The organism is Candidatus Brachybacter algidus, from assembly GCF_016707225.1.
Lineage (GTDB): Bacteria > Bacteroidota > Bacteroidia > Chitinophagales > Saprospiraceae > Parvibacillus > Parvibacillus algidus.
In genome coordinates, this window is the sequence record NZ_JADJID010000005.1 from 451,337 (window position 1) to 472,548 (window position 21,212).

At 36.9% G+C, this 21,212-nt stretch carries 18 protein-coding genes; 15 read left to right on the plus strand and 3 right to left on the minus strand.

Annotation, left to right across the window (positions count from 1 at the left end; translation table 11 throughout):
- Positions 1-238 precede the first annotated feature (238 nt).
- Entirely contained in the window at positions 239-1,477 is a 1,239-nt protein-coding gene (locus tag IPI15_RS16265) for an ABC transporter permease (protein ID WP_287405587.1), read from the plus strand.
- A 143-nt stretch (positions 1,478-1,620) separates the two neighbouring features.
- Here the strand turns inward: IPI15_RS16265 and IPI15_RS16270 are convergent, their stop codons facing one another.
- From IPI15_RS16270 to IPI15_RS16280, 3 genes are all read right to left on the minus strand, one after another.
- Positions 1,621-2,712: a T9SS type A sorting domain-containing protein gene (locus tag IPI15_RS16270; RefSeq protein ID WP_287405588.1), complete on the minus strand. Its 1,092-nt coding sequence runs from the start codon at positions 2,710-2,712 to the stop codon at positions 1,621-1,623.
- Positions 2,713-2,793: 81 nt separating this feature from the next.
- Positions 2,794-3,711, minus strand: coding sequence for a site-specific tyrosine recombinase (locus IPI15_RS16275; RefSeq protein WP_287421236.1), 918 nt, complete (start codon positions 3,709-3,711; stop codon positions 2,794-2,796).
- A 150-nt stretch (positions 3,712-3,861) separates the two neighbouring features.
- A complete protein-coding gene (locus IPI15_RS16280) occupies positions 3,862-4,305 on the minus strand; it encodes a (4Fe-4S)-binding protein (protein ID WP_287421238.1) in 444 nt (147 codons plus the stop codon).
- Between the two features lie 280 nt (positions 4,306-4,585).
- Between IPI15_RS16280 and IPI15_RS16285 the strand changes: the two genes are divergently transcribed.
- The 14 genes from IPI15_RS16285 to tgt all read left to right on the plus strand — a co-directional run bounded on the left by IPI15_RS16285 (position 4,586) and on the right by tgt (position 21,176).
- Positions 4,586-5,134, plus strand: a complete 549-nt coding sequence (locus tag IPI15_RS16285) for a fasciclin domain-containing protein (RefSeq protein ID WP_287421240.1) — start codon at positions 4,586-4,588, stop codon at positions 5,132-5,134.
- Between the two features lie 313 nt (positions 5,135-5,447).
- Positions 5,448-5,873, plus strand: coding sequence for a hypothetical protein (locus IPI15_RS16290; protein ID WP_287421242.1), 426 nt, complete (start codon positions 5,448-5,450; stop codon positions 5,871-5,873).
- Between the two features lie 18 nt (positions 5,874-5,891).
- Entirely contained in the window at positions 5,892-6,440 is a 549-nt protein-coding gene (locus tag IPI15_RS16295) for a globin family protein (RefSeq protein WP_287421244.1), read from the plus strand.
- Positions 6,441-6,618: 178 nt separating this feature from the next.
- Positions 6,619-6,921, plus strand: a complete 303-nt coding sequence (locus tag IPI15_RS16300; RefSeq protein ID WP_287405594.1) for a DUF4286 family protein — start codon at positions 6,619-6,621, stop codon at positions 6,919-6,921.
- A 91-nt stretch (positions 6,922-7,012) separates the two neighbouring features.
- Positions 7,013-7,483 carry a hypothetical protein gene (locus IPI15_RS16305; protein ID WP_287405595.1) on the plus strand — a complete coding sequence of 157 codons (471 nt, stop codon included), beginning with the start codon at positions 7,013-7,015 and terminating at the stop codon, positions 7,481-7,483.
- Positions 7,484-7,582: 99 nt separating this feature from the next.
- On the plus strand, positions 7,583-9,805 hold the full coding sequence (locus IPI15_RS16310; RefSeq protein ID WP_287421246.1) for a TonB-dependent receptor: 2,223 nt from the start codon (positions 7,583-7,585) through the stop codon (positions 9,803-9,805).
- A 139-nt stretch (positions 9,806-9,944) separates the two neighbouring features.
- Complete coding sequence (locus IPI15_RS16315) at positions 9,945-11,489, plus strand: T9SS type A sorting domain-containing protein (protein WP_287421248.1); 1,545 nt, start codon at positions 9,945-9,947, stop codon at positions 11,487-11,489.
- A gap of 330 nt (positions 11,490-11,819) precedes the next feature.
- Entirely contained in the window at positions 11,820-13,493 is a 1,674-nt protein-coding gene (locus tag IPI15_RS16320) for a formate--tetrahydrofolate ligase (protein WP_287405598.1), read from the plus strand.
- A 1,493-nt stretch (positions 13,494-14,986) separates the two neighbouring features.
- The gene (locus tag IPI15_RS16325; protein ID WP_287421250.1) at positions 14,987-15,586 is read left to right on the plus strand and encodes a hypothetical protein; all 600 of its coding nucleotides are present in this window, start codon (positions 14,987-14,989) and stop codon (positions 15,584-15,586) included.
- Positions 15,587-15,668: 82 nt separating this feature from the next.
- Positions 15,669-17,042: a DUF4403 family protein gene (locus tag IPI15_RS16330; protein WP_287405600.1), complete on the plus strand. Its 1,374-nt coding sequence runs from the start codon at positions 15,669-15,671 to the stop codon at positions 17,040-17,042.
- A gap of 493 nt (positions 17,043-17,535) precedes the next feature.
- A complete protein-coding gene (deoC, locus tag IPI15_RS16335) occupies positions 17,536-18,186 on the plus strand; it encodes a deoxyribose-phosphate aldolase (protein ID WP_287405601.1) in 651 nt (216 codons plus the stop codon).
- Positions 18,187-18,191: 5 nt separating this feature from the next.
- Complete coding sequence (locus tag IPI15_RS16340) at positions 18,192-18,575, plus strand: hypothetical protein (RefSeq protein ID WP_287405602.1); 384 nt, start codon at positions 18,192-18,194, stop codon at positions 18,573-18,575.
- A 37-nt stretch (positions 18,576-18,612) separates the two neighbouring features.
- The gene (rodA, locus tag IPI15_RS16345) at positions 18,613-20,022 is read left to right on the plus strand and encodes a rod shape-determining protein RodA (protein ID WP_287405603.1); all 1,410 of its coding nucleotides are present in this window, start codon (positions 18,613-18,615) and stop codon (positions 20,020-20,022) included.
- Positions 20,023-20,030: 8 nt separating this feature from the next.
- On the plus strand, positions 20,031-21,176 hold the full coding sequence (tgt, locus tag IPI15_RS16350; protein WP_287421252.1) for a tRNA guanosine(34) transglycosylase Tgt: 1,146 nt from the start codon (positions 20,031-20,033) through the stop codon (positions 21,174-21,176).
- Positions 21,177-21,212 lie beyond the last annotated feature (36 nt).

Sequence of the window (21,212 nt, forward strand, 5' to 3'; positions counted from 1 at the left end):
GTATCTATATGATTATTGAAATATGCTCTGATAAATTGCAGTTGGTTTTAACCAACTGATCAAATATAATTCTTCTTCGACTTTAGTCGCATTAAAAAGATTTCGAACTAATTGCTTTAGCTATTCAAAAATCCTCCTTCATTTCATCGGATATTTCAAACCATTCATCAAAAGAAATATAACAAGACAAAGGTATTTTTTACCTTTATCAAATTAAAGTCTAAAAGATCAATTTTCGTTGAATCCATTTGAAAATGTAAGGCTGGCCATTGCGAATGTGCGCTCCAATCTGTTGAGATCACTGCTTACCATGATGATCATTGCATTTGGCATCATGGCATTGGTGGGCATTCTTACAGCTATTGATTCTATCCTTTTGTCTATGACAAATAATTTTTCGGGTTTGGGTGCTAATTCATTTGGAATCGTCAGAAAGGGAGACACTTTTAGGAATAATAGAGGAGGCCGACAAGCCAAACAAGGAGCTCCTATCACGTTCGAAGATGCAATGGCTCTTTCAGAGAAAAACAAGCTTCCCACAAAAATTGGTATTTCAGGATGGGCCTCTGGTAATGCGTCAGTTACCTACAGTGATAAGAAGACAGATCCCAACATCGGTGTCATAGGAATCAATGAGAATTACCTGGATATTAATGCATATGAATTAAGCGCTGGTCGTCCTTTTTCTGCAAATGAATTTTTGTACGGTACTAATGTCTGTCTTGTAGGAAGTGAAATTGTCAAAAAACTATTCAGTGGCAGAGAATTGGCTGCTCTAGATCAAAACATCTCTATCAGTGGCAATAGGTTTCGTATTGTGGGAGTGTTGACTACTCAAGGCTCTAGTATGAATAACAATGTGGACAAGCAAATCGAAATACCTTTGCTAACACAGAAGAAGATCTATGGCTATACCGATCAAAATTATGACATTACAGTTGGAGTGCCTGCTGGATCTATTCTGCAAGAAAGTATAGATTATACCACAGGTTTATTTCGGACAATCAGAAGACTGAAGGTAGTGGAAGAGGATGATTTTCAAATAGAAAAGTCTGATGCCATCATGAGTATTTTGGAAGAAAATACCGCCACATTGCGACTTGCTACTGTTGGAATTGGACTCATTACACTTCTTGGTGCTGCTATCGGCCTTATGAATATTATGCTGGTTTCCGTGACAGAAAGAACAAGAGAAATAGGCATTCGAAAAGCTCTTGGCGCTACAAAAAACAATATATTATTTCAATTTCTGATCGAAGCCATTGTCATTTGTCAAATCGGTGGATTGATTGGGATATTCCTCGGTATCTTGGCTGGCAACTCCATCAGTATATTTATGAAAGGAGCTTTCATCATTCCTTGGGCATGGATTATCATGGGCATCATTACTTGTGCTCTTGTTGGCCTTATTTCGGGAATCTATCCGGCTATCAAAGCAGCAAGACTTGATCCGGTAGAGTCGTTGAGATATGAGTAAGTAGTGGTCAGTGGTCAGTAGTCAGTGGTCAGTAGTCAGAGGTCAGTAATCAGAGGTCAGTAATCAGTACAAAACATCCTCACATCCTCTCCTCCTAACTTTCTCACTTTCTCACTTTCTCACCTTTTCACCTTCTCACCTTCTCACCTTCTCAAGATTTTCAGCGTATTCCCTCCATTGACCTTAACAAAGTAAGCGCCAGAGAAAAGATGGTTGAGATCAATATTATTGTCATTATTTAAGCTAAATTTCTCAACTAACATACCGCTTGTGTTATACAAGAATATATCGCCTGTATAATTTTTACTTAACTTCAGCAATTGGCTTGTCTGGTCATAATACATATCAATGTTGGGTATTGAATTTGTAGAAGAAGGTGTGCATTCTACACCGGAATTGCCATATTCACAAACAGTCTCCCAGGCAAGTTCCTGAAGCCTCAGAGCTATATCCGGACTAATTGCCGGATAAGGCGAACCCCATTCATCATGAAGTTGATTCGTCAGTCCAATCGGACTTCGCTCATATATGCATGCAAACATGATGCATGCGATAAAATAATTTCCATCGTTATTGGGGTGAATGTCATCAGAATAAAATTGACTGATGTCATTTCTTCCGATTATAGTGCCAGCCTCAATGGCATCATATAAACGCGCCATTCCTTGCCCTCCGGGTATTAATTTTACATTGAATCCCGGATTTCCAGATAAGACATAATTTGCTATGTTTTCCCATAATGAAAGATCATCGTCCAATCTTTGTCTCCAGCCAATATTGTTTCCAGGATCCCATTCGCAACCTTCATTTGTACCACTTTTCAGACAATGCCATGTTTCATAAACATACATGGCAATATCAGGATTAAAAGAATGTGCATATTCACAAAATTTATTCGCGTATCCGTAAGTGTCAGACCAATCTATATGTCCTTGCAATGCTATTGCTTCAGTAAATATTAGATTGTCGTATGTACCGGTAGGTAATGCTTGCTGATAAGGCGTTCCTTGTTCATTGCCAATCAAAGTATCCCATTGATACCAAAGATTTGCGCCATTGCCTATCTGATATTTATAATCGTCGTTAGATATTCCAGCATCCACTGATAACGAATGAGTCATGGCAGGAATATTGAGATTTATTAGGCTATGGCCTATGTAGAAAGTGTTTTCAGCTTCCTGAGCGAAAACTTTATTCAGAGAAATTAATAACAAAAAGAAAATTAACTTATTCATTCAAAAATGCTTTATCTGAAATATAAAATCGAATCAAATTTATAATATTTATGTCAGACACTAGAAACCATAGTCTAGAATCTAGCGTCTAGAATCTCTTACATACAGCGGATGGTACCTCATTAATGTCTCCCTCAAGTATCCCATGTCGAGATGAGTGTAGATCTCAGTAGTGGTAATACTTTCATGGCCCAGCATGTCTTGCACAGCTTTAAGGTCAGCTCCTCCTTCCACAAGATGTGTAGCGAAAGAATGTCTGAAGGTATGCGGACTGATATTCTTTTCTATACCTGCTTTTATGGCATAATCCTTGACCAGCATAAAAATCATATTGCGTGTGAGGCCGGCGCCACGACGATTCAGAAATACATAGTTTTCAAATCCGGGTTTTGGAGTGACTTGACGTCGTTCGCCTTCCAGATAGAAATTAATTTGTTGAATTGCCGTCTCTCCGATCGGCACGATTCGCTCTTTGTTGTTTTTGCCGATGACCCTCACGAAACCAATATCAGGAAAGTAACCTGCTAACTTGAGGGTTATCATCTCGCTGACCCTGAGTCCGCATGCATATAAGGTCTCAAACATGGCGCGATTTCTGTGACCATGGGGATCACTGAGATCTATTACTGAGAGAAATTTTTCCACTTCCTCCACGGATAGGACTTCAGGATATGTAATTGGCAATTTTGGTCCCTGGATCAGTTCAGTAGGTTCGACTTTGATCAGGTCTTCTATCAATAAATATTTAAAAAATGCACGAATACTGCTTAACATCCTTGCCTGGCTGCGTTCACCGATTCCAAGGCTATTGAGATATATAATAAAATCAATAACATTCTGAGGCTTTAAATCGATGGGTGACAACTTTAATTCCTGCTCATTAAAATACCATTCTAGTTTTCTCAGATCACTCACGTAGGCGAGACGCGTGTGGTTGCTTAGTCCTTTTTCTAGACTGATGTATTGTCTGAATCCGTTAATGAGGCTGTTCCAATCCATATTTTATGAGTAATGGGTAATTAGTAATCAGTAATCGGTAATCCGTAATCTATTCAAGTATCATTATTATAGTTCAACCATTTTTTGTTATTTATTTTGCAATATTGAACTATTGATTCTATTCGAATTTGAACCTTATCACCTTATATCTCACCCTACAAATCCTTCTTTCCTATGGCTACCATCACAATATGGTTTATTAGTGGAATGGCCACATCGGCAGAAAGCAGTTACATTTTCCTTTATTGATTCATTTCCTTGATTGTCTATTACAATACAGTTGCCATGGAATAAAAGAGGACCGTTTGGTTTGACTTCAACCCGAGCTATATCTTTAGAAGGCTCTGCTTCGATTGCTGCTTCCACTTCATCATTCAAGAAATATGTCAAAGCACCAGATGGGCAAAGTTTGACTTGATTGATGATGGCTTGAGTTGATGCACCTTCTGGTTTGATCCATGGCCTTTCTGCTGGATTGAATACGGAAGAAAGGCCATTAATTCCTTTCCAGCAGATGGTAGAATGTATGCAAGTAGCTGGTTTCCATACAACTGTTACTTCTCCATTAGAGTATTTTTTAGTTTTATCTTTCATATCATATGTTTCAATTACACAAAAATACTTCAATTATACTTAATGCCACATTTCTTATTCTATTCGTAACCGATCTAAAGATTAAATAGGTTTTGGTAAATATTAGATTAATATTTTATTGAACTTGAGTATTCTTCGTAATTAATTGATATGCAGTTAAATAATAAGCGAATTGGGATTTATGAGTTAATTATTTACAATTATTTTCATACTTTTTAAATCCAAATTTTAATCCCCTCCGTAGGTAAAGCATTAACGAAATAAAATAAAATAATTAAAAATGAAATCATTAATCTTAACATATGCAATCGTAATTGCACTTTTCACAACAAACACTTTTGCACAAAATGTAATGGTCGGTAGCGCTGACATGTATCCTACGAAAGATATAGTGGACAATGCAGTCAATTCTAAAGATCACACTACATTAGTAGCAGCAGTAAAGGCAGCAGGTCTTGTTGAAACATTGAAAAGCAAAGGTCCTTTCACCGTTTTCGCACCGACTAACGATGCATTTGAGAATCTTCCGGCAGGTACAGTGGAAACTGTTTTGAAGCCAGAAAATAAGAAAATGCTTACAGGTATCCTTACTTACCATGTTATTTCAGGAAAATATACCTTCAATGATGTTGCAGCAGCAATTAAAAAAGGTAAAGGTAAAGTATCAATGAAGACAGTAGCAGGTGGTGAGTTGACATTCAAAATGAATGGTGCTCATAACATTACTGTAACAGACGAGAAAGGTGGAACGGCGAATATCATTGTATATGATATCAATCAGAAAAATGGTGTTATCCATTCAATTGACAAAGTTTTAATGCCTAAGTAACAGAAATAGTACGATCATAAATGGTTGGTCATAGGATTTTCTATGACCAGCCTTTTATGGTTTAATTCAAATACAATACATAGGCAATTACACACTATTTAATCATATGGATTAGCAACCATGAGCGTTAAGAATTGAGAAAAGCTACTGTTAATGCTTAGTTTAATTTAGAGATGCATTCCAGATTAATTAATTTATTGTAAGACATTTTATAAAATTTATATGTCGCTTTAATCAAACTTATGATCAATAAATTTAACATTCATTGGTCCGGGTTGCGTCCTTTTATTAATTTTTTTTAAAATATAAATAAATGAAAAAGAGAAATAAGGTTATAAAAATAAGTGTAATTACCATCATGGTTTTATTACTTGTGACCGCGATCCATGTGATATTAATAGTAGATACAACACCTGTGGATAATGGAAATATAGAATTGACCAGAGTTGATTTTAATTCAAAATTAGAACCTGCGGTAGCTAATCCTATGCAAACTTCTATTAGAAATTTACCTGGAGTAACTCAGACTTTACTAAATGTTCAAGATGGAAATATTGTAGTTGGATATGATAATACTAAGACTAGCGTCGAGGATATTCGAAGTGCAGTGGAGTCAAATTTCCCTGATATGTCATCCATGTTTATTCCTACAGAAGAAGATCTTGCAAGCAGCTGTCCAGTTATGAATCGAAATTCAGTAACGTTTAAAGTAATCTCAACAATCAAAAATATTTTTTAACTATTAAAACTTTTGAAAATGAATGCATTTAAAAAATTAATTCTGCCAATGGTGGCAGTAGTTATGTTCTTCTCATCTTGTAAAGATGATGATCCTGTAGCTCCTGCAGCTACTTTGTATGACGAATTAGGCGGTACGGCAATGGTTGCAGATCCAAACAATGCCGGTTCTCAAATAGAAAAAGGAAGATTGGGTATCCGTTCAGTAGTAGATAGTACCATCTTTATTATCGCCGGAGATTCCAGATTAACTAAATTCTTTCCTGTACTACTTTCTGAAGTAGGTGCGGGTAATTTGTCTGGTTTTTCTGCATTATCTAAAAACTTAACAGACTTTATTTCTATCGGAGCAGGTGCTAAAAATTACACTTATTCCGGAAAAAACATGAAGGATACTCATGATCCTGCAAAAAATTCAAGAATGGCCGAAAAAGCAGCAAATGCTGATATGGATGCCTTCATCGACGATGTCGTGAAAGGTGCTAAAAAGGTAGGTGTTCCTGATGCTCAAATCACTAAAGTAGGAGTAGTTCTCGAAAGTTTGAGAGCTGACATAGTTCAGAAGTAAGAATTTTGTGAATTTATATTTGCCCTCAATCCGGTTTAGGCCGGGTTGGGGTTTTTTATTTTCAGTTTTCCGTTGACTGAAGTCAACGGCAATTGAAGGCGAAGAGCAAAGACATCTTTTATTCCAAATATTCGTTCTAATTTAAATAGTACTTTTATACCCAATAAATTAAATTACCATGATCTCTTATAACGTCTCTTTGACTGTCGACACCGACACCGAAATGGAATGGATAGAATGGATGAAGCTCCACCACATCCCTCGCGTCATTGCTACCGGATGCTTTGTAGCATACGATTTCTACAAGTTGATCAAGCCGGAAGATGAGGAGGGAGAAACATTTATCCTTCAATATAAAGCTATAAATATGGAGCAATATGACACATATGTAGAGCAATATGCCTACGATCTACAGCAAGAAGGATTGAATAAATTTCCAGATAAATTCGTAGCTTTCCGAACATTGATGGTAGAAGTATAGTCAACCTGAATCTTAAAGAATTGTTATCGTAGCAATAAAAATTAGATATTATCAGACTATTTGTATTTTTGCAGCATAATTCAACCATTTCGTGAAAGAAAAACTCAGAAAGTTTGGTCTTATTTCCATGATTGCATTGCTATACCTTAGCAATACAGGATTGCTATATTCTGTCCATACCTGCCTTCATACGGGAGCTTCTGTGATTGAATTCTCATATATGGTTTCTGAAGACGATCATTGTCCGCCCAATGATAATGAGCTACAATGCAATGACGTGAAAGACGATTGTTGCGCGCCAAAGGCGAAAGAAAAAAGCGACTGCCACACACATACCACCGAGTACAAAAAGGCAGACATCGTGTCAGTTAAGCCGGAGATCAAGGTTAATTCAATTCTTGACTATTCGGTTTTAAGCACTTTAATTTCATTTACTCCATTTATAACTCCAACCCAATCTGTTGATCAAAATCCATTTTGGGATTTTCTTAAACGCACCAAAACCTCCCGTGCCAGGACCGGACTGCAGCAGCGGATCGATCTCAATTCCTTCATTTGTTAGAATAATTTGGTTTTTGATTATTGGCTATTACAAGTCAATCTGAAATCTGAATGGATCCCCGTGATCTGTTTCAGGATTATTTACCAATATTATTAAGCAATGAAAATAAAACATATATTATTATTTTATATACTTATACTTTCCGGAAGTATTTTTGGTCAGAATGAACAGACCGGCATAAAGTCTCAACTCATAGATCAATCAGGCACCCCAATCATAGGCGCATGGATCTCCGTCAATCACGCCGGACCGAAAGTGCAGACTGATGAGAATGGATATTTTATCTTGAATAGTGTTACCTGGCCTGCACATCTGGACGTAGATCTTGGAGACGAAAACATCGTTCATGTCGATGTCGTTGACGCCACAGCAGCATTAAAGATCACTGCAAATAAAGTCGTAGAACTCAAAGAGGTAGTTATCAAGGAAAAAGTCAACAGGGAATTAAATACGCTTGAAACCCGTAACGTTGAGACGATTGGCAAAAGAGAATTTCAAAAAGCTGCTTGCTGCAGATTGAGCGAAAGTTTTGACAACAGTGGTTCGGTAAGTGTCAGTGAAACTGATGCCGTGACAGGCGCTAAAGAAATGGAGATACTCGGATTAAGGGGTATTTATAGTTTGATGACATTGGATAACATGCCGGATTTCTCTGGTATTAATTATCCATTTGCACTTGATATGATTCCCGGCACCTGGTTAAATCAAGTGGCGATTTCAAAAGGCATTTCCAATGCTATTAACGGTAGCAATGGATTTTCGGGTCAGGTAAATATTGGTCTAAAGAATCCATTCGAAGAGCCCCCGCTTTTTGTAAATGTATATGGTAATACCATGGGCAGATTCGAGGCAAATGTGCATTTGAACAAAGTCCTAAAGAACCCTGCATTTGCAACTGGACTTTTCGTTCACGGAAGTAAAAACTTTGTCAAAACAGACTACAACAATGACAATTATCTGGACATGCCGCTTTCATCCCAGTTCAATGTCTTGTATAAAATTGCAATGAACGGTCTCGGTCCCTGGGAAAGTGGCCTAAGCGTTCACTTCGTAAAAGATCAAAGGGAAGCAGGTCAGGCAAATGTCGATCCTGAACATCCATATGTGGCAAAAAGTGATGCTCAGCGTTTTGCCATCAGCGGTAATACCGGTTATGTCGGTTTTGATAAGGAAGGTAGAACGATGGGTTTTAAATATCAATATTCAAATAATTTATTGGATGCTAATTATGGCGCACTTAATTACGCAGGAAAACAAAGCAAGGGTTATTTCCAGGCGTTGTATGAAGATAGATTCGATGAAGGAAATCACATCATTTATGCAGGCGGAAGTTTGCTTGCAGAAAAGTTGGAACAAGTGATTTCAAATGGGGATTATGATCGAAAAGAGTTTGTTCCCGGAGTTTATGCAGAGTATTCATACAATCCGGAGATCACGGCTGACGCGAGATTCGTAAAGAGATTTGGCTTAGTAGCGACCATAAGAGCGGATTTTCACAATTTGTACGGGACACAAGTAGCTCCTACACTTACTGCCAAGTATAACTTAACTCAGGATCAAGTCGTCAGAGCTAATATCGGTAAGGGCTACAGAACGCCCTATTTCTTTACAGACAATATTTCTTCCTTCGTGAATGGCAGACAATTCAGAATTGCAAATGAGCTAGAGGCAGAAGAAGCAATTAACTATGGTATTTCATATGTATTGAAATCGAAAATATCAGATCGAAACTTTACAGTTAATGGAGATTTATATCAAACTCGGTTTCAAAATCAAATCATCGTTGATCAGGAAAGTGATCTTAATAGTGTAAGAGTCAGTAATTTGGATGGCAATTCGGAGACAACCTCTGGGCTTATTAGTTCAAGTTATGATGTCATCGATGGCTTCAATGTCAAGGTGGCTTACAAATGGAATCACATTGTTTTCGATCAGCAGGGTGTTGAAGTGCACAAGATGTTGGTGCCTAAACACAGAGTATTGCTAGCCTTGCATTATACGACATGGGATCAGAATTGGGAATTCAGCAATACGACAACCTGGTTAGGTAATCAGGAATATCTTGTCCGCACACTGGAAAATGGGAATGCTATTCAGCAGAGACATGAAGCGAAACCATATTTGACTACAAATGCGCAGGTAACTCGTAAGTTTAAGGCATTCGACATCTATGTTGGTGGTGAAAACCTTACAAATGAAAGGCAAAAACTACCGATCCAGGGCATGGATAATCCACAAGGATCACTATTCGATGTATCACAGGTGTATGCACCGTTGATGGGCATCAGGGGATATGTGGGATTGCGATGGACGCTTTTTTAAGGAGTATTTGAAAAAAAGCAAAGCCGGGTCGATGTATATTGATTCGGCTTTTTTTATTATTGGCAATCTTGTTGCCTTTTATAGAATAATTTTATAATATTGTATTTACAAATTATTCACTTTATTCAAATTCCAAACTATGAAACTTATACTACTCTTTACTTTCCAAGCAATCTTATCAATTTCTTGTTTTTCGCAGGATGAGCCATGGTTTTTTTATAACCAAGACAATTCCGCAATATTTTCAATCAAAAATTACAAGGATGACTTGCTACTTATTTTTGAGGGGCCTGCATATAATTCTTCATTGAAATCTGGATTCAAAGTTATTGGAAAGGATGGAACAATTTTAAAGAAAGTAGAAACTCCTATCCATGGCACACCTTATATAAATGAAATTGGTGATAATTATCTTTTAAATTATATAGACTTTAAATATAATGGACAAAAAGAAATTAGATATGTCTCAAGGTTATTCGACAATGAGTTGAATTTAGTTGAAGATACAGCCATTTTAATGTCAAATCTTTGGTGCGAGCCCGATCCAACTGGGCTTTGCGATGTAGGATCAAACCAATTTTTTTTCATGTCCAATAATTCTCAAAACACAATAATTGGAACGATGGGTCATAAATTTGATTCGACACAATTGTTTTTAGTTAGGTACAATGATTTGGGATTTTTAACTTCTCTAGAAATTGACAATAAATGGATGAAGGTAGGATATAATTCATCGACTAATATAAAAGTTTTTCCACAGACTGACTCTACTTTTTACATTAATCAAAATGGTAATTTAGAGTTAAGAAATTATGATTTGAAAATACTTAAAATATATGATTACACTGGGTATGGACAAAATCAAATACTCCCATGGGACATTGTGGATTTTGAACGATTAGAACATTCAACCTTTCTGACGATAGTAGAAGCTTACTACGAAAAACCCAATTTCGAGATTGAAAAAAAGATTATATTAGGAAATTTAGATAAAAATTTAGAATTTCAATATAAAGATACAACAGAAGTTCCGTCATATATTGTTGGAGACCCAATAATAAATTTTTTATTTGCAGGTGTAAATAAAGCAATTGTTAAGGAAAATAATAATACATATACCAGTATTTTGTCTTATGGTAACAATGAATCTTTTGATACCAGCTCAAGTAGAATTGTTGTTTTTAATTACGATAAAAATTTGAAAATAATTTGTCAGCAAACATACGTGGCAAGAGACAAGGATATTATAATTAAAGACTTAATAAGAGATAGTAAAGGAGATTACTTTGTTGCTGTAGTTTACGGTAAGAGGGAATTCCAATATTTAGATGTTAATTCTACTATAATTAAAATAAATGAAGGGTGCTCAATTGAAGGCATGGAAACCATTCAGGAATACCTCGGTGAATTATCTACAAGTATAATCAACGAAACTTTCGGAATACGACTGTGGCAAAATCCCATAGATAATAAGTTGGTGATTCATGCTGAACGATCCTTTCCTCCCGGCGATCCAACTATTGATATTTATGACTTCTCCGGAAAGTTGATCATCGAAAGCAAAGCACATATCAATGGCACAATGGCAAGTATTTCAGCTGAGCAATTAACGAATGGATTGTACATATATCAAATGAAGGTGGATGGTAAACTCATTGGTGTAGGCAAATTTGTGAAGAAATAATACTACTGTAGAAAAAAAGCAAAGCCGGGTCGATGTATATTGATTCGGCTTTTTTATTGAAAATTAATAGTGGCATGTTATTCTTAGAGTCATCATTCACTTTATGTTTGTTTTACATTTTCATGTTTTAACCATATTTTCCTGCTTTCCGAAAGTTTATTTACAAGTCCTACAATATTTTATTTTATACGAAACGCAAATATGAATTAAAAAAAAGGGGGGGGGGTAATACCGGGGGGGGGGGGGGGTGGGGGGGCGGCCCCGGGGGGGGGGGGTTGTTTTTTTTTCTCGTATTAATAATTATCTTTATGGCAAAACAAAAAAGATATCATGGAAAATGATTTGTCCATTGCTCAGAAAGCCACACTAACACACATCAGAAATATTGCTTCTCAATTAAATATTGACGATGAAGACCTTATATACTATGGGAAATTCAAAGCGAAAATCCCACTCAATTATATAAATGAAGAAAAAGTACAGAAAAGTAATCTAATCCTGGTTTCAGCCATGTCACCTACTCCGGCCGGAGAAGGTAAAACCACTTGTTCCATCGGTATTTCACAGGCGATGAATAAGATCGGAAGGAAGACCACCGTGGTACTGCGCGAACCATCGCTTGGCCCTGTATTTGGTATTAAAGGAGGTGCCGCAGGAGGAGGATATTCGCAGGTGCTGCCTATGGAGGACATCAATATGCACTTTACCGGGGATTTCGCAGCTATTGAAAAAGCAAATAATTTACTGGCAACAGTCATAGACAACAGCATCCAAAATAAGAAAAACACCATTGGATTAGATCCGCGAACCATTGTATGGAAACGCGTCATGGACATGAACGACCGTTCGCTGAGGAGTATCGTAAGTGGGCTGGGTGGCAAGGGTAATGGAATACCAAGAGAAGCAGGATTCAACATTACCGCTGCTTCTGAGGTCATGGCCATTCTTTGTTTGTCTAATAACAGAGCAGAATTAAAAGAAAAACTTGGTAGTATATATGTTGGAAATACATTCGACAACAAACCGGTTTTCGCTCGAGATCTGAAATGCCATGGAGCAATGGCCGCCTTGTTAAAAGATGCATTTTTGCCAAATCTTGTTCAGACGATTGAGCATACGCCCGCCATTATCCACGGAGGTCCATTCGCCAACATCGCACAGGGAACCAACACGATTGTTGCAACTAAAATGGGTCTTTCACTTTCAGATTATGTAGTTACGGAGGCAGGATTTGGTTTCGATCTTGGAGGTGAAAAGTTTCTTGATATAAAGTGCAGAGTGGGGGGAATCGTTCCAAAATGTATAGTCATCGTGGCGACAATCCGTGCTTTGAAATATCATGGTGGTGCGGATTTGGACACATTGAAGGAGGAAAATCTGGCGGCAGTTGCTGCAGGATTTGTGAATCTTGAAAAGCATCTCAACAATTCGAAATTATTTGGAATCCCTGCAGTAGTTGCCATCAATAAATTTGTTACGGATACAGATGGGGAAATACAGATCGTCAAAGACAAATGTCATGCTATGGGTTTCAAGGCAGAAGCAATTGATATCTGGGCTAAAGGCGGTGCAGGAGCGACACATCTTGCTGAAGTCATCGGTGATATCATAGATAACAATCAAGGTCAGGAATACAAACCTTTGTATCCACTTGAAAGTAGTATTGAATCAAAGATTGAAGCTATAGCAACCAATGTTTATGGCGCTTCCAAAGTAGAATATGCCATGAAAGCCAAGTCAGATCTTAGACTTATAAAAAAACTTAAACTAACAGGCCTTCCTGTTTGTATCGCTAAAACTCAGAAATCCTTGTCAGATGATGCTGAAATGCGTGGTGCTCCAAGTGGATTTATCCTAAAAGTTAGAGAAATTGAGATAGCTGCAGGTGCCGGATTCTTAGTTCCTATCACTGGTGATATGATGCGTATGCCTGGACTGCCTGAGGTGCCGAGTGCCGAGTTTATTGATATAGATGATGATGGGAATATATCGGGCTTGTTTTAGGGTAAGTTGTCAGTGTTCAGTTTTCAGTGGTCAGTAACTAGAGACTAGGTCTATATACGATTTTAGATAAATTTCAATCTTCGCCTATAGCCCTTGGTTTTAACCAAGGGAAATAAAGAAAAGTCGGAATTTGTTGAAAAATGCGGGTATATGGAGATCAAATGTAATATTGCAATATTACGATGAACCATAGTCTCCCGTGATATTCTAAAAATTTTCTAATAATTTTTTGGTGTAGATGCCGCTTAATCTGTTGATGATGATTGTGTGATTATTTTATCACTAATGTAATATTGCAATATTACGATGAACCTTAGTCTCATGTAACATCCAGTGAATTTTCAAATATATTTTACGCTGGTTGTCACTTAATCTGTCGGTATTGGGTAGCGTGATTATTTTATCACTATTGTAATATTGCAATATTACGATGAACCATAGTCTCATGTAACATCTAGTCAATTTTCAAATATATTTTATGCTGGTTGTCACTTAATCTGTCGGTATTGGGTAGCGTGATTATTTTATCTCTAATGTAATATTGCAATATTACGATGAACCATAGTCTCCCGTGATATTCGAAAAATTTTCTAATGATTTTTTAGTGTAGATGCCGCTTAATCTGTTGATGAAGAGTTGTGTGATTATTTTATCTCTAATGTAATATTGCAATATTACGATGAACTATAGTCTCATGTAACATCTAGTCAATTTTCAAATATATTTTATGCTGGTTGTCACTTAATCTGTCGGTATTGGGTAGCGTGATTATTTTATCTCTAATGTAATATTGCAATATTACGATGAACCATAGTCTCATGTAACATCCAGTGAATTTTCAAATATATTATATGCTGGTTGTCACTTAATGTGTCGGTATTGGGTAGCGTGATTATTTTATCTCTAATGTAATATTGCAATATTACGATGAACCTTAGTCTCATGTAACATCCAGTGAATTTGCCAATATATTTTACGCTGGTTGTCGCTTAATCTGTAGGTATTGGGTAGCGTGATTATTTTATCACTAATGTAATATTGCAATATTACGATGAACCTTAGTCTCATGTAACATCCAGTGAATTTTCAAATATATTTTACGCTGGTTGTCGCTTAATCTGTTGGTATTGGATTGCGTGATTATTTTATCACTAATGTAATATTGCAATATTACGATGAACCATAGTCTCCCGTGATATTCGAAAAATTTTCTAATAATTTTTTGGTGTAGATGCCGCTTAATCTATTGATGATGAGTTCTGTGATTATTTTATCACTATTGTAATATTGCAATATTACGATGAACCTTATTTAGCAACCACTTTACACTACTAATTTGCAACTTTCCCATGTCATTTGGCATATCCAAATATCACACAATCAATTCGTATTTTATTTGATAATCTGCGTTGATTCCAACTAATTTGTCTTTTTGTTACGTTATTATTGTGCACTAAAGTTCCATTTTATACTTATAGCTTTATAATTCAATTATGACTAAATTTTTTAATAGCCTTTTACTTTTATCTTTGCTTGCCCTTTCCTCCTGTAAAGAATGCATCGAAATTGAATTATATAGATTTAAATCTGAATTTTTTATCCTCCCCGAACAAAGAATTTATGCCATTGGGGATACCATGAAATTCCAAAGCAAAGTCCCTTTTTCTCACGTCTTTGGTGATAAGCCAATTGCCACAAGATTTGTTTTAACTTGTGTGCTTGGCATGAATAGAGAAGCAAGGGATTCTACCATAGCTATACCAGCCTCTTTGGATTTTGACATTATACCGGTGATAGGCGATGCAGAGGTAAGTAGTGATTCTATACCAACTTATATTTTTACTTATGAAGTCATTGATACTAATTATGTAATCGAATTTTCAATTATTCCAAAATCAACAGGATACTTCAAGATTTTTTACGATCAGTTTAATGGTAAGATTAAAGACTATAGTCAATGCAGCAATTCATTAGACATGTATGAAATGTTAAATGGTAATAATAACAATAATGTCGAGTGGAGAGACAGTATAATTGGTTATCCTACCTTGCTGAATGATAAAAAAAGAAGTTATTTTTTTGAAGTGAAGTAATAATTGCAACAAACAAGATAAAGTTTTAACAATTACCTTTGAATTTTATTATACTGTTTCACGTTCAATTCAAAAACAATAAATGTTTAAATCTTTTTTCTGCTCAGTTGGCTTCCTGATTATTTCTTTAACAATTTCCGAAGGCCAGAATACAGCAGTAAATGCGGAAACTCAAAAGATCAAATCAACTATTGCAGTGCCCATAGACATTGATTATGTAGATATTGAAAGAATGCTGAACCAATCTGTCACTGGTTTAATTTATGAAGACAATTCATACGCCGATAATGACCAAGATGAATTTAAAATCAAAGTTTGGAAAAAAGGCAATATCACCATTAAGCCGAACACCACTAATCAGCTGAAGATAAGCGTCCCGCTAAAAGTTTGGGCAGAAAAAGGAATCGGAGCACTAGGCTATGTATCATACCAAGCGACAGAATTTGAATTGATACTTAATTTTAAAACTGTTTTCTCTATCAGACCGGATTGGGTCATTAAGACCGTAACAACTCCGGATGGATATACATGGGTCACTAAACCTGTGCTGAAATATAAATATGTTGATGTGCCGATCACACCCATTGTGGCAAATGTGCTTGATAAACAACATCCTATGTTTGCTAAAAAAATAGATGAACAAGTCGTCACTGCTTTAGATATGAAACCTTACGCCTTGCAGGTTTGGAATTTACTCAATACGCCTTTTCAACTTTCTGAAGAATATGAGTCATGGCTGACTATCCGTCCTTCTGGTGTTCAGATGACTCCCCTTAAAGCTCAGAAAAATAACATCGTCAGCACCATCGGTTTAAATGTTATTTCTGAAACAAGTGTTGGCAAAAAACCGGTAACTTCGTTAAATACCGCATCTTCCCAAGTTCCGAATCTTACATTGGTAAAAGATGTACCATCTACGTTCTCAGTAGAAACAGTGGCGGATATCTCGTATTCATATGCAAGTGAACTTGCTAATAAGAGTTTTCAATTCCAAAAGATCGATTTTTTAAATGGTAAAAAAAGTGTTGTAGTTGATGAGATCATAGTGATGCATGAAGCAGATATGATGATTCTTTCTACAAAGCTAAGCGGAGATGTCAAAGGTACAGTCATAATAGAAGGTCACCCATATTATGATAGCTTAGCTCAAAGATTGGCCTTAAAAGATGTCGTGTTCCAACTGAAGACAAAGAATCTTTTCCAAAAATCTGCCTCATGGCTCTTTAATGGGAAAATTGAGACAATGATTGAAAAGGACTACGGAATTCCTGTTGGCGATATGATTAAGCTAGCAAATACCTCGCTTTTGTCTACTCTAAATCAAAGCCCATACCCTGGTGTGATAATGAAAGGAACTGTCGCTTCATTCAAGCCTACAGATGTGGTCCTGAATGAAGATGGTATAACGATTCTTATCCTCACTAAAGGACAAATGGGGGTTAAACTCCAGATGTAGTAAATATTTAACTTAAGTTTCGGCAGTTAAGAAACAAAGGTAGATGGTCCCGCAGCTGCGGGATTAGATGTTAGATGCTTGCCCGACTAGCCAAAGTGACGGCGGGGAGTTTAGTCAATTGATTCATATATTTTTCTTTAATAGGTTGAATAGAAAAAAATATCCATCTGATTGATGGAAAGCCATCTAAAATCTACCTTCTACCATTTTATTAAAATTTAAATTATTTCTTCAAAAAGAAAATTTGACTACCGAAACTTGAGTATTAATATTGGGGGTAGTCTGGAGTTAGTAGATGATTGCTAATGGCTAATAGCTCTGTTGTGGAAACGAGGTGTTAAAAAATGTAGGATCGTAATTAGCAGACTGAATTGCTGCCTACACAAATAATAAATTTAGTACAAAGACTTCAACTTATGCAGCCACTTCTAAGAATTCAAATTAGCTTATATACCTCATTTTGTTATCTTTGCTCACCCTTAAAAATAGAATAGTGGAGAGATTGAATAAACTGATTGATTTAACTTATTTAAAACCAGACACCACAAGGTTGAGGATAGAACAGCTATGCGCAGAAGCAATTGAATATGATGTTTATTCAGTATGCGTCCCACCATATTTTGTTCAACAGGTTGCCAGAATCCTCGAAGATTATCAAGTAAAGGTGTGCACAGTAATTGGTTTTCCGTATGGTTATGACTCAACTCAAGTTAAAGCTGAGGCAATTAAAAAAGCTGTTGAAGAAATGGTGGACGAGATAGATGTAGTTGCCAATATTGCCGCCATCAAAAGTGGTGATTGGGCATATACTATGAATGATGCTGATAGCATGGTCAGGCTTGGACATATGCGTAATTTAAAGGTGAAATGGATCATAGAGATGAATCTTTTGACATCAGAAGAGATCAAACACGTCTGTGAAATTGCAGTAAGCAAAGAAGTTGATTTTGTCAAAACCGGAACCGGAACAGTTGGAAATCCTGTTAGTCCTGACGATGTTAGGTTGCTTAGGTCTTTGTTGCCAGATCATATGAATATAAAGGCTAGTGGCGGCATAAGAACATTGGAACAAGCAAACGCTCTCATAGAAGCAGGAGCTAATAGATTAGGAACTTCAGCAGCTAAATCTATTTTAATTAATTAATCATTATGAAGTATACCTTTGCATTTCTTCTTTGTATTCAATTCTTCGGTGTTCAAGCTCAAGTAGTAAGGATTACTATGGACAAAGAGGTTGAGCAACAAATTGGCGATTTCAACAGGAATCAGGCCAATACTTCAACAATCCAAGTATATAGAATCCAATTTGGTGTGACATCAGACCGAAGAGAAATGGAAACAGAATTGAGTAATTTTAAAAATGACTTTAAAATTAAAACAGATTGGAATCAGAAAGGTCCTTATTACTATATGAAGGCCGGGGCTTATCGTACCAAGTTGGAGAGCTTTCCTGACATGCAGGCTATCCAAGCCAGATATTCCGGTGCCATTTATTTGGTCGAAAGTGTGAAAAAACAATTTGTACTCAAATAACTATCCAATAGCTGTAATTTAATTACAGGCAGTTTAAATGAATAAAAAAAAGCAAGTTTCTGAATCTGGTAAAATTGATTGGATCCTCCTGTCTCTTTACCTTGCCCTTGTTTCAGTAGGGTGGGTCATGATTTACGCTGTAAGTTATGATAACAATCCTTCTCAAAATTTTTTCAGTATTGATTACAATGCCGGCAGGCAAATGATTTTTATCGGTATTTCATTCTTTGCTTTATTCTTTGTTTTAGCGTTTGACAGCAATATTTGGCGAACGTTTTCTTATGGATTTTATTTTATAGGATTAGCCCTCTTGATTCTTGTATTATTCGCAGGAAAAGAAATTAATGGGCAGAAAGCATGGTTTAGCATTGGATCCTTTTTTACTTTTCAACCTGCTGAGATCGCAAAGCTGGGGACCTGTTTGGCACTTGCCAATTTACTTAGCGATTACAAGATGAAATTGGTTGAAAAGAGATCCGCGCTAGTCGCAATAGGCTTGGTATTTATTCCACCTATGCTGATCATGCTACAACCTGATGCAGGATCCGCCTTGGTATTTCTCTCTTTTTTTATATTAATGTATAGAGAAGGTTTAAATGCTAATTTATATGTTGTGGTCTTGTCTTTTGCGGCACTTTTTATTTTATCACTTTTATTTGGCTTCGACATCACATTTTTATTTATTCTTACTGCCACTTTAGCAGTTTTTGTTTACCAACTTCCTAATAGGAACTACTACCTCATGGCAGTTGGCTTACTTTGTGTGGGTGGATACATTGCAGTTAATTCCGGCAATGCAAAGGAAATATTGATCGCCATGTCCATCCTTGTTTTGATTCTTGCCATTATGCTTTGGCGATTGAAAAAATTTCAATTGCTGTTCTTCATTCTACCACTGATGATAATCGGGTCTTTGACATCATTCTTTTCCAATTATGCCTTTAATATTTTGGAACCGCATCAACAGGAAAGGATAAATGTATGGTTGCACCCTGATCGCTGTGATCCTAGAGGTTCTCTCTACAATGTGCTACAATCTAAGATGGCGATTGGCTCAGGTGGTTTGGCTGGAAAAGGCTTCTTAAATGGTACCCTAACAAAACTGAATTACGTTCCCGAACAGGCTACTGACTTTATTTTCTGTACTGTAGGAGAAGAACATGGATTCATTGGGACCTTTACAGTAATTGGTCTTTATTTATTTTTACTAATAAGGCTTACATTGGTTGCAGAGCGGCAAAAACTCAATTTTTCAAGAAATTATATCTGGGGCGTATCAGGGATTCTGTTTTTCCACTTCCTCATTAATATAGGAATGACTATGGGATTAGTCCCAATTATTGGCATTCCATTGCCATTAGTGAGCTATGGAGGATCGTCATTAATCGGATTTACTGTTTTACTAGGTGTGGTCATAAAACTGGACAGCGTTCGCCAGAAAGAATAATCAAAACGATGGTCGATAAAAATAAATTTGAATTGCTTCATACGGATGCAGGTTCGAGGGCACGTGTGGGAAAAGTTCATACTGCACATGGTGTGATAGATACACCTGTATTCATGCCGGTTGGCACTCTGGGAACAGTGAAAGGAATCCATCAGAAGGAACTGAATGAGGACATCCGTGCAAGGATCATTCTTGGAAACACTTATCATTTATACCTAAGACCAGGTGTAGATGTTGTCTCTGAAGCAGGTGGCTTGCATAAATTTATCAATTGGGAAAGACCTATACTTACGGATAGTGGTGGATATCAAGTATTTTCGCTTGCTCACAGACGAAAAATAAAGCCAGAAGGCGTTACTTTTCAATCGCATATAGATGGAAGTAAACACCTTTTCACACCGGAATCAGCTACTCAGATTCAATTGCAATTAGGAGCCGATATCATCATGGCATTCGATGAATGCACACCTTATCCATGTGAATATAAATACGCTTTAAACTCGATGAAGCTCACACATAAGTGGCTCGATAGATGTCTTGCTTATTTTGATCAGGTTGAATCTTTTCCCCATGGTTATGATGTCACATTGGCGCCGATCGTCCAAGGGAGCACTTTCAGCGACCTAAGAAAGCAATCTGCCGAATACATTGCAGAAAAAGGCAGGCCTATCAATGCCATTGGCGGTCTCTCTGTTGGCGAACCTGCTGAAGAAATGTACCGTATCACAGATGAAGTGACCAATGTGCTTCCTGAATCCTCAGCCCGATATCTGATGGGAGTGGGCACTCCGGCTAATCTTGTAACCTGTATTGGACTCGGAATAGACATGTTTGACTGCGTACTTCCTTCGCGGAACGCCCGCCATGGATTGCTTTACACATGGGACGGCATCATAAATATCAAAAACGAAAGGTGGAAGCAGGATTATAGTCCGATCGACGATTCTTCCAGAAGCCATACTTCCAGAAATCATACCAAAGCATATCTAAGACACCTTGTACACGTCGGTGAACTTCTTGGTGCGCAGATCGCCACGCTACATAATCTTTCCTTCTTCCTTGAATTGGTGGATACTGCGAGAGAGAAGATACTAGATGGGACCTTTGTGGAATGGAGCAAGGGTGTGATACCTAGGTTAGAGAGCAGGAGATAATTATGAATTGAAAATTGAAAATTGAAAATGGTGGTA

Excerpts from the sequence above, each read along its gene's own strand:
- IPI15_RS16270 (WP_287405588.1), bottom strand. The coding sequence starts at position 2,712 with ATGAATAAGTTAATTTTCTTTTTGTTATTAATTTCTCTGAATAAAGTT.
- IPI15_RS16275 (WP_287421236.1), bottom strand. The coding sequence starts at position 3,711 with ATGGATTGGAACAGCCTCATTAACGGATTCAGACAATACATCAGTCTA.
- IPI15_RS16280 (WP_287421238.1), bottom strand. The coding sequence starts at position 4,305 with ATGAAAGATAAAACTAAAAAATACTCTAATGGAGAAGTAACAGTTGTA.
- IPI15_RS16285 (WP_287421240.1), top strand. The coding sequence starts at position 4,586 with ATGAAATCATTAATCTTAACATATGCAATCGTAATTGCACTTTTCACA.
- IPI15_RS16290 (WP_287421242.1), top strand. The coding sequence starts at position 5,448 with ATGAAAAAGAGAAATAAGGTTATAAAAATAAGTGTAATTACCATCATG.
- IPI15_RS16295 (WP_287421244.1), top strand. The coding sequence starts at position 5,892 with ATGAATGCATTTAAAAAATTAATTCTGCCAATGGTGGCAGTAGTTATG.
- IPI15_RS16300 (WP_287405594.1), top strand. The coding sequence starts at position 6,619 with ATGATCTCTTATAACGTCTCTTTGACTGTCGACACCGACACCGAAATG.
- IPI15_RS16310 (WP_287421246.1), top strand. The coding sequence starts at position 7,583 with ATGAAAATAAAACATATATTATTATTTTATATACTTATACTTTCCGGA.
- IPI15_RS16315 (WP_287421248.1), top strand. The coding sequence starts at position 9,945 with ATGAAACTTATACTACTCTTTACTTTCCAAGCAATCTTATCAATTTCT.
- IPI15_RS16320 (WP_287405598.1), top strand. The coding sequence starts at position 11,820 with ATGGAAAATGATTTGTCCATTGCTCAGAAAGCCACACTAACACACATC.
- IPI15_RS16325 (WP_287421250.1), top strand. The coding sequence starts at position 14,987 with ATGACTAAATTTTTTAATAGCCTTTTACTTTTATCTTTGCTTGCCCTT.
- IPI15_RS16330 (WP_287405600.1), top strand. The coding sequence starts at position 15,669 with ATGTTTAAATCTTTTTTCTGCTCAGTTGGCTTCCTGATTATTTCTTTA.
- IPI15_RS16340 (WP_287405602.1), top strand. The coding sequence starts at position 18,192 with ATGAAGTATACCTTTGCATTTCTTCTTTGTATTCAATTCTTCGGTGTT.
- rodA (WP_287405603.1), top strand. The coding sequence starts at position 18,613 with ATGAATAAAAAAAAGCAAGTTTCTGAATCTGGTAAAATTGATTGGATC.
- tgt (WP_287421252.1), top strand. The coding sequence starts at position 20,031 with ATGGTCGATAAAAATAAATTTGAATTGCTTCATACGGATGCAGGTTCG.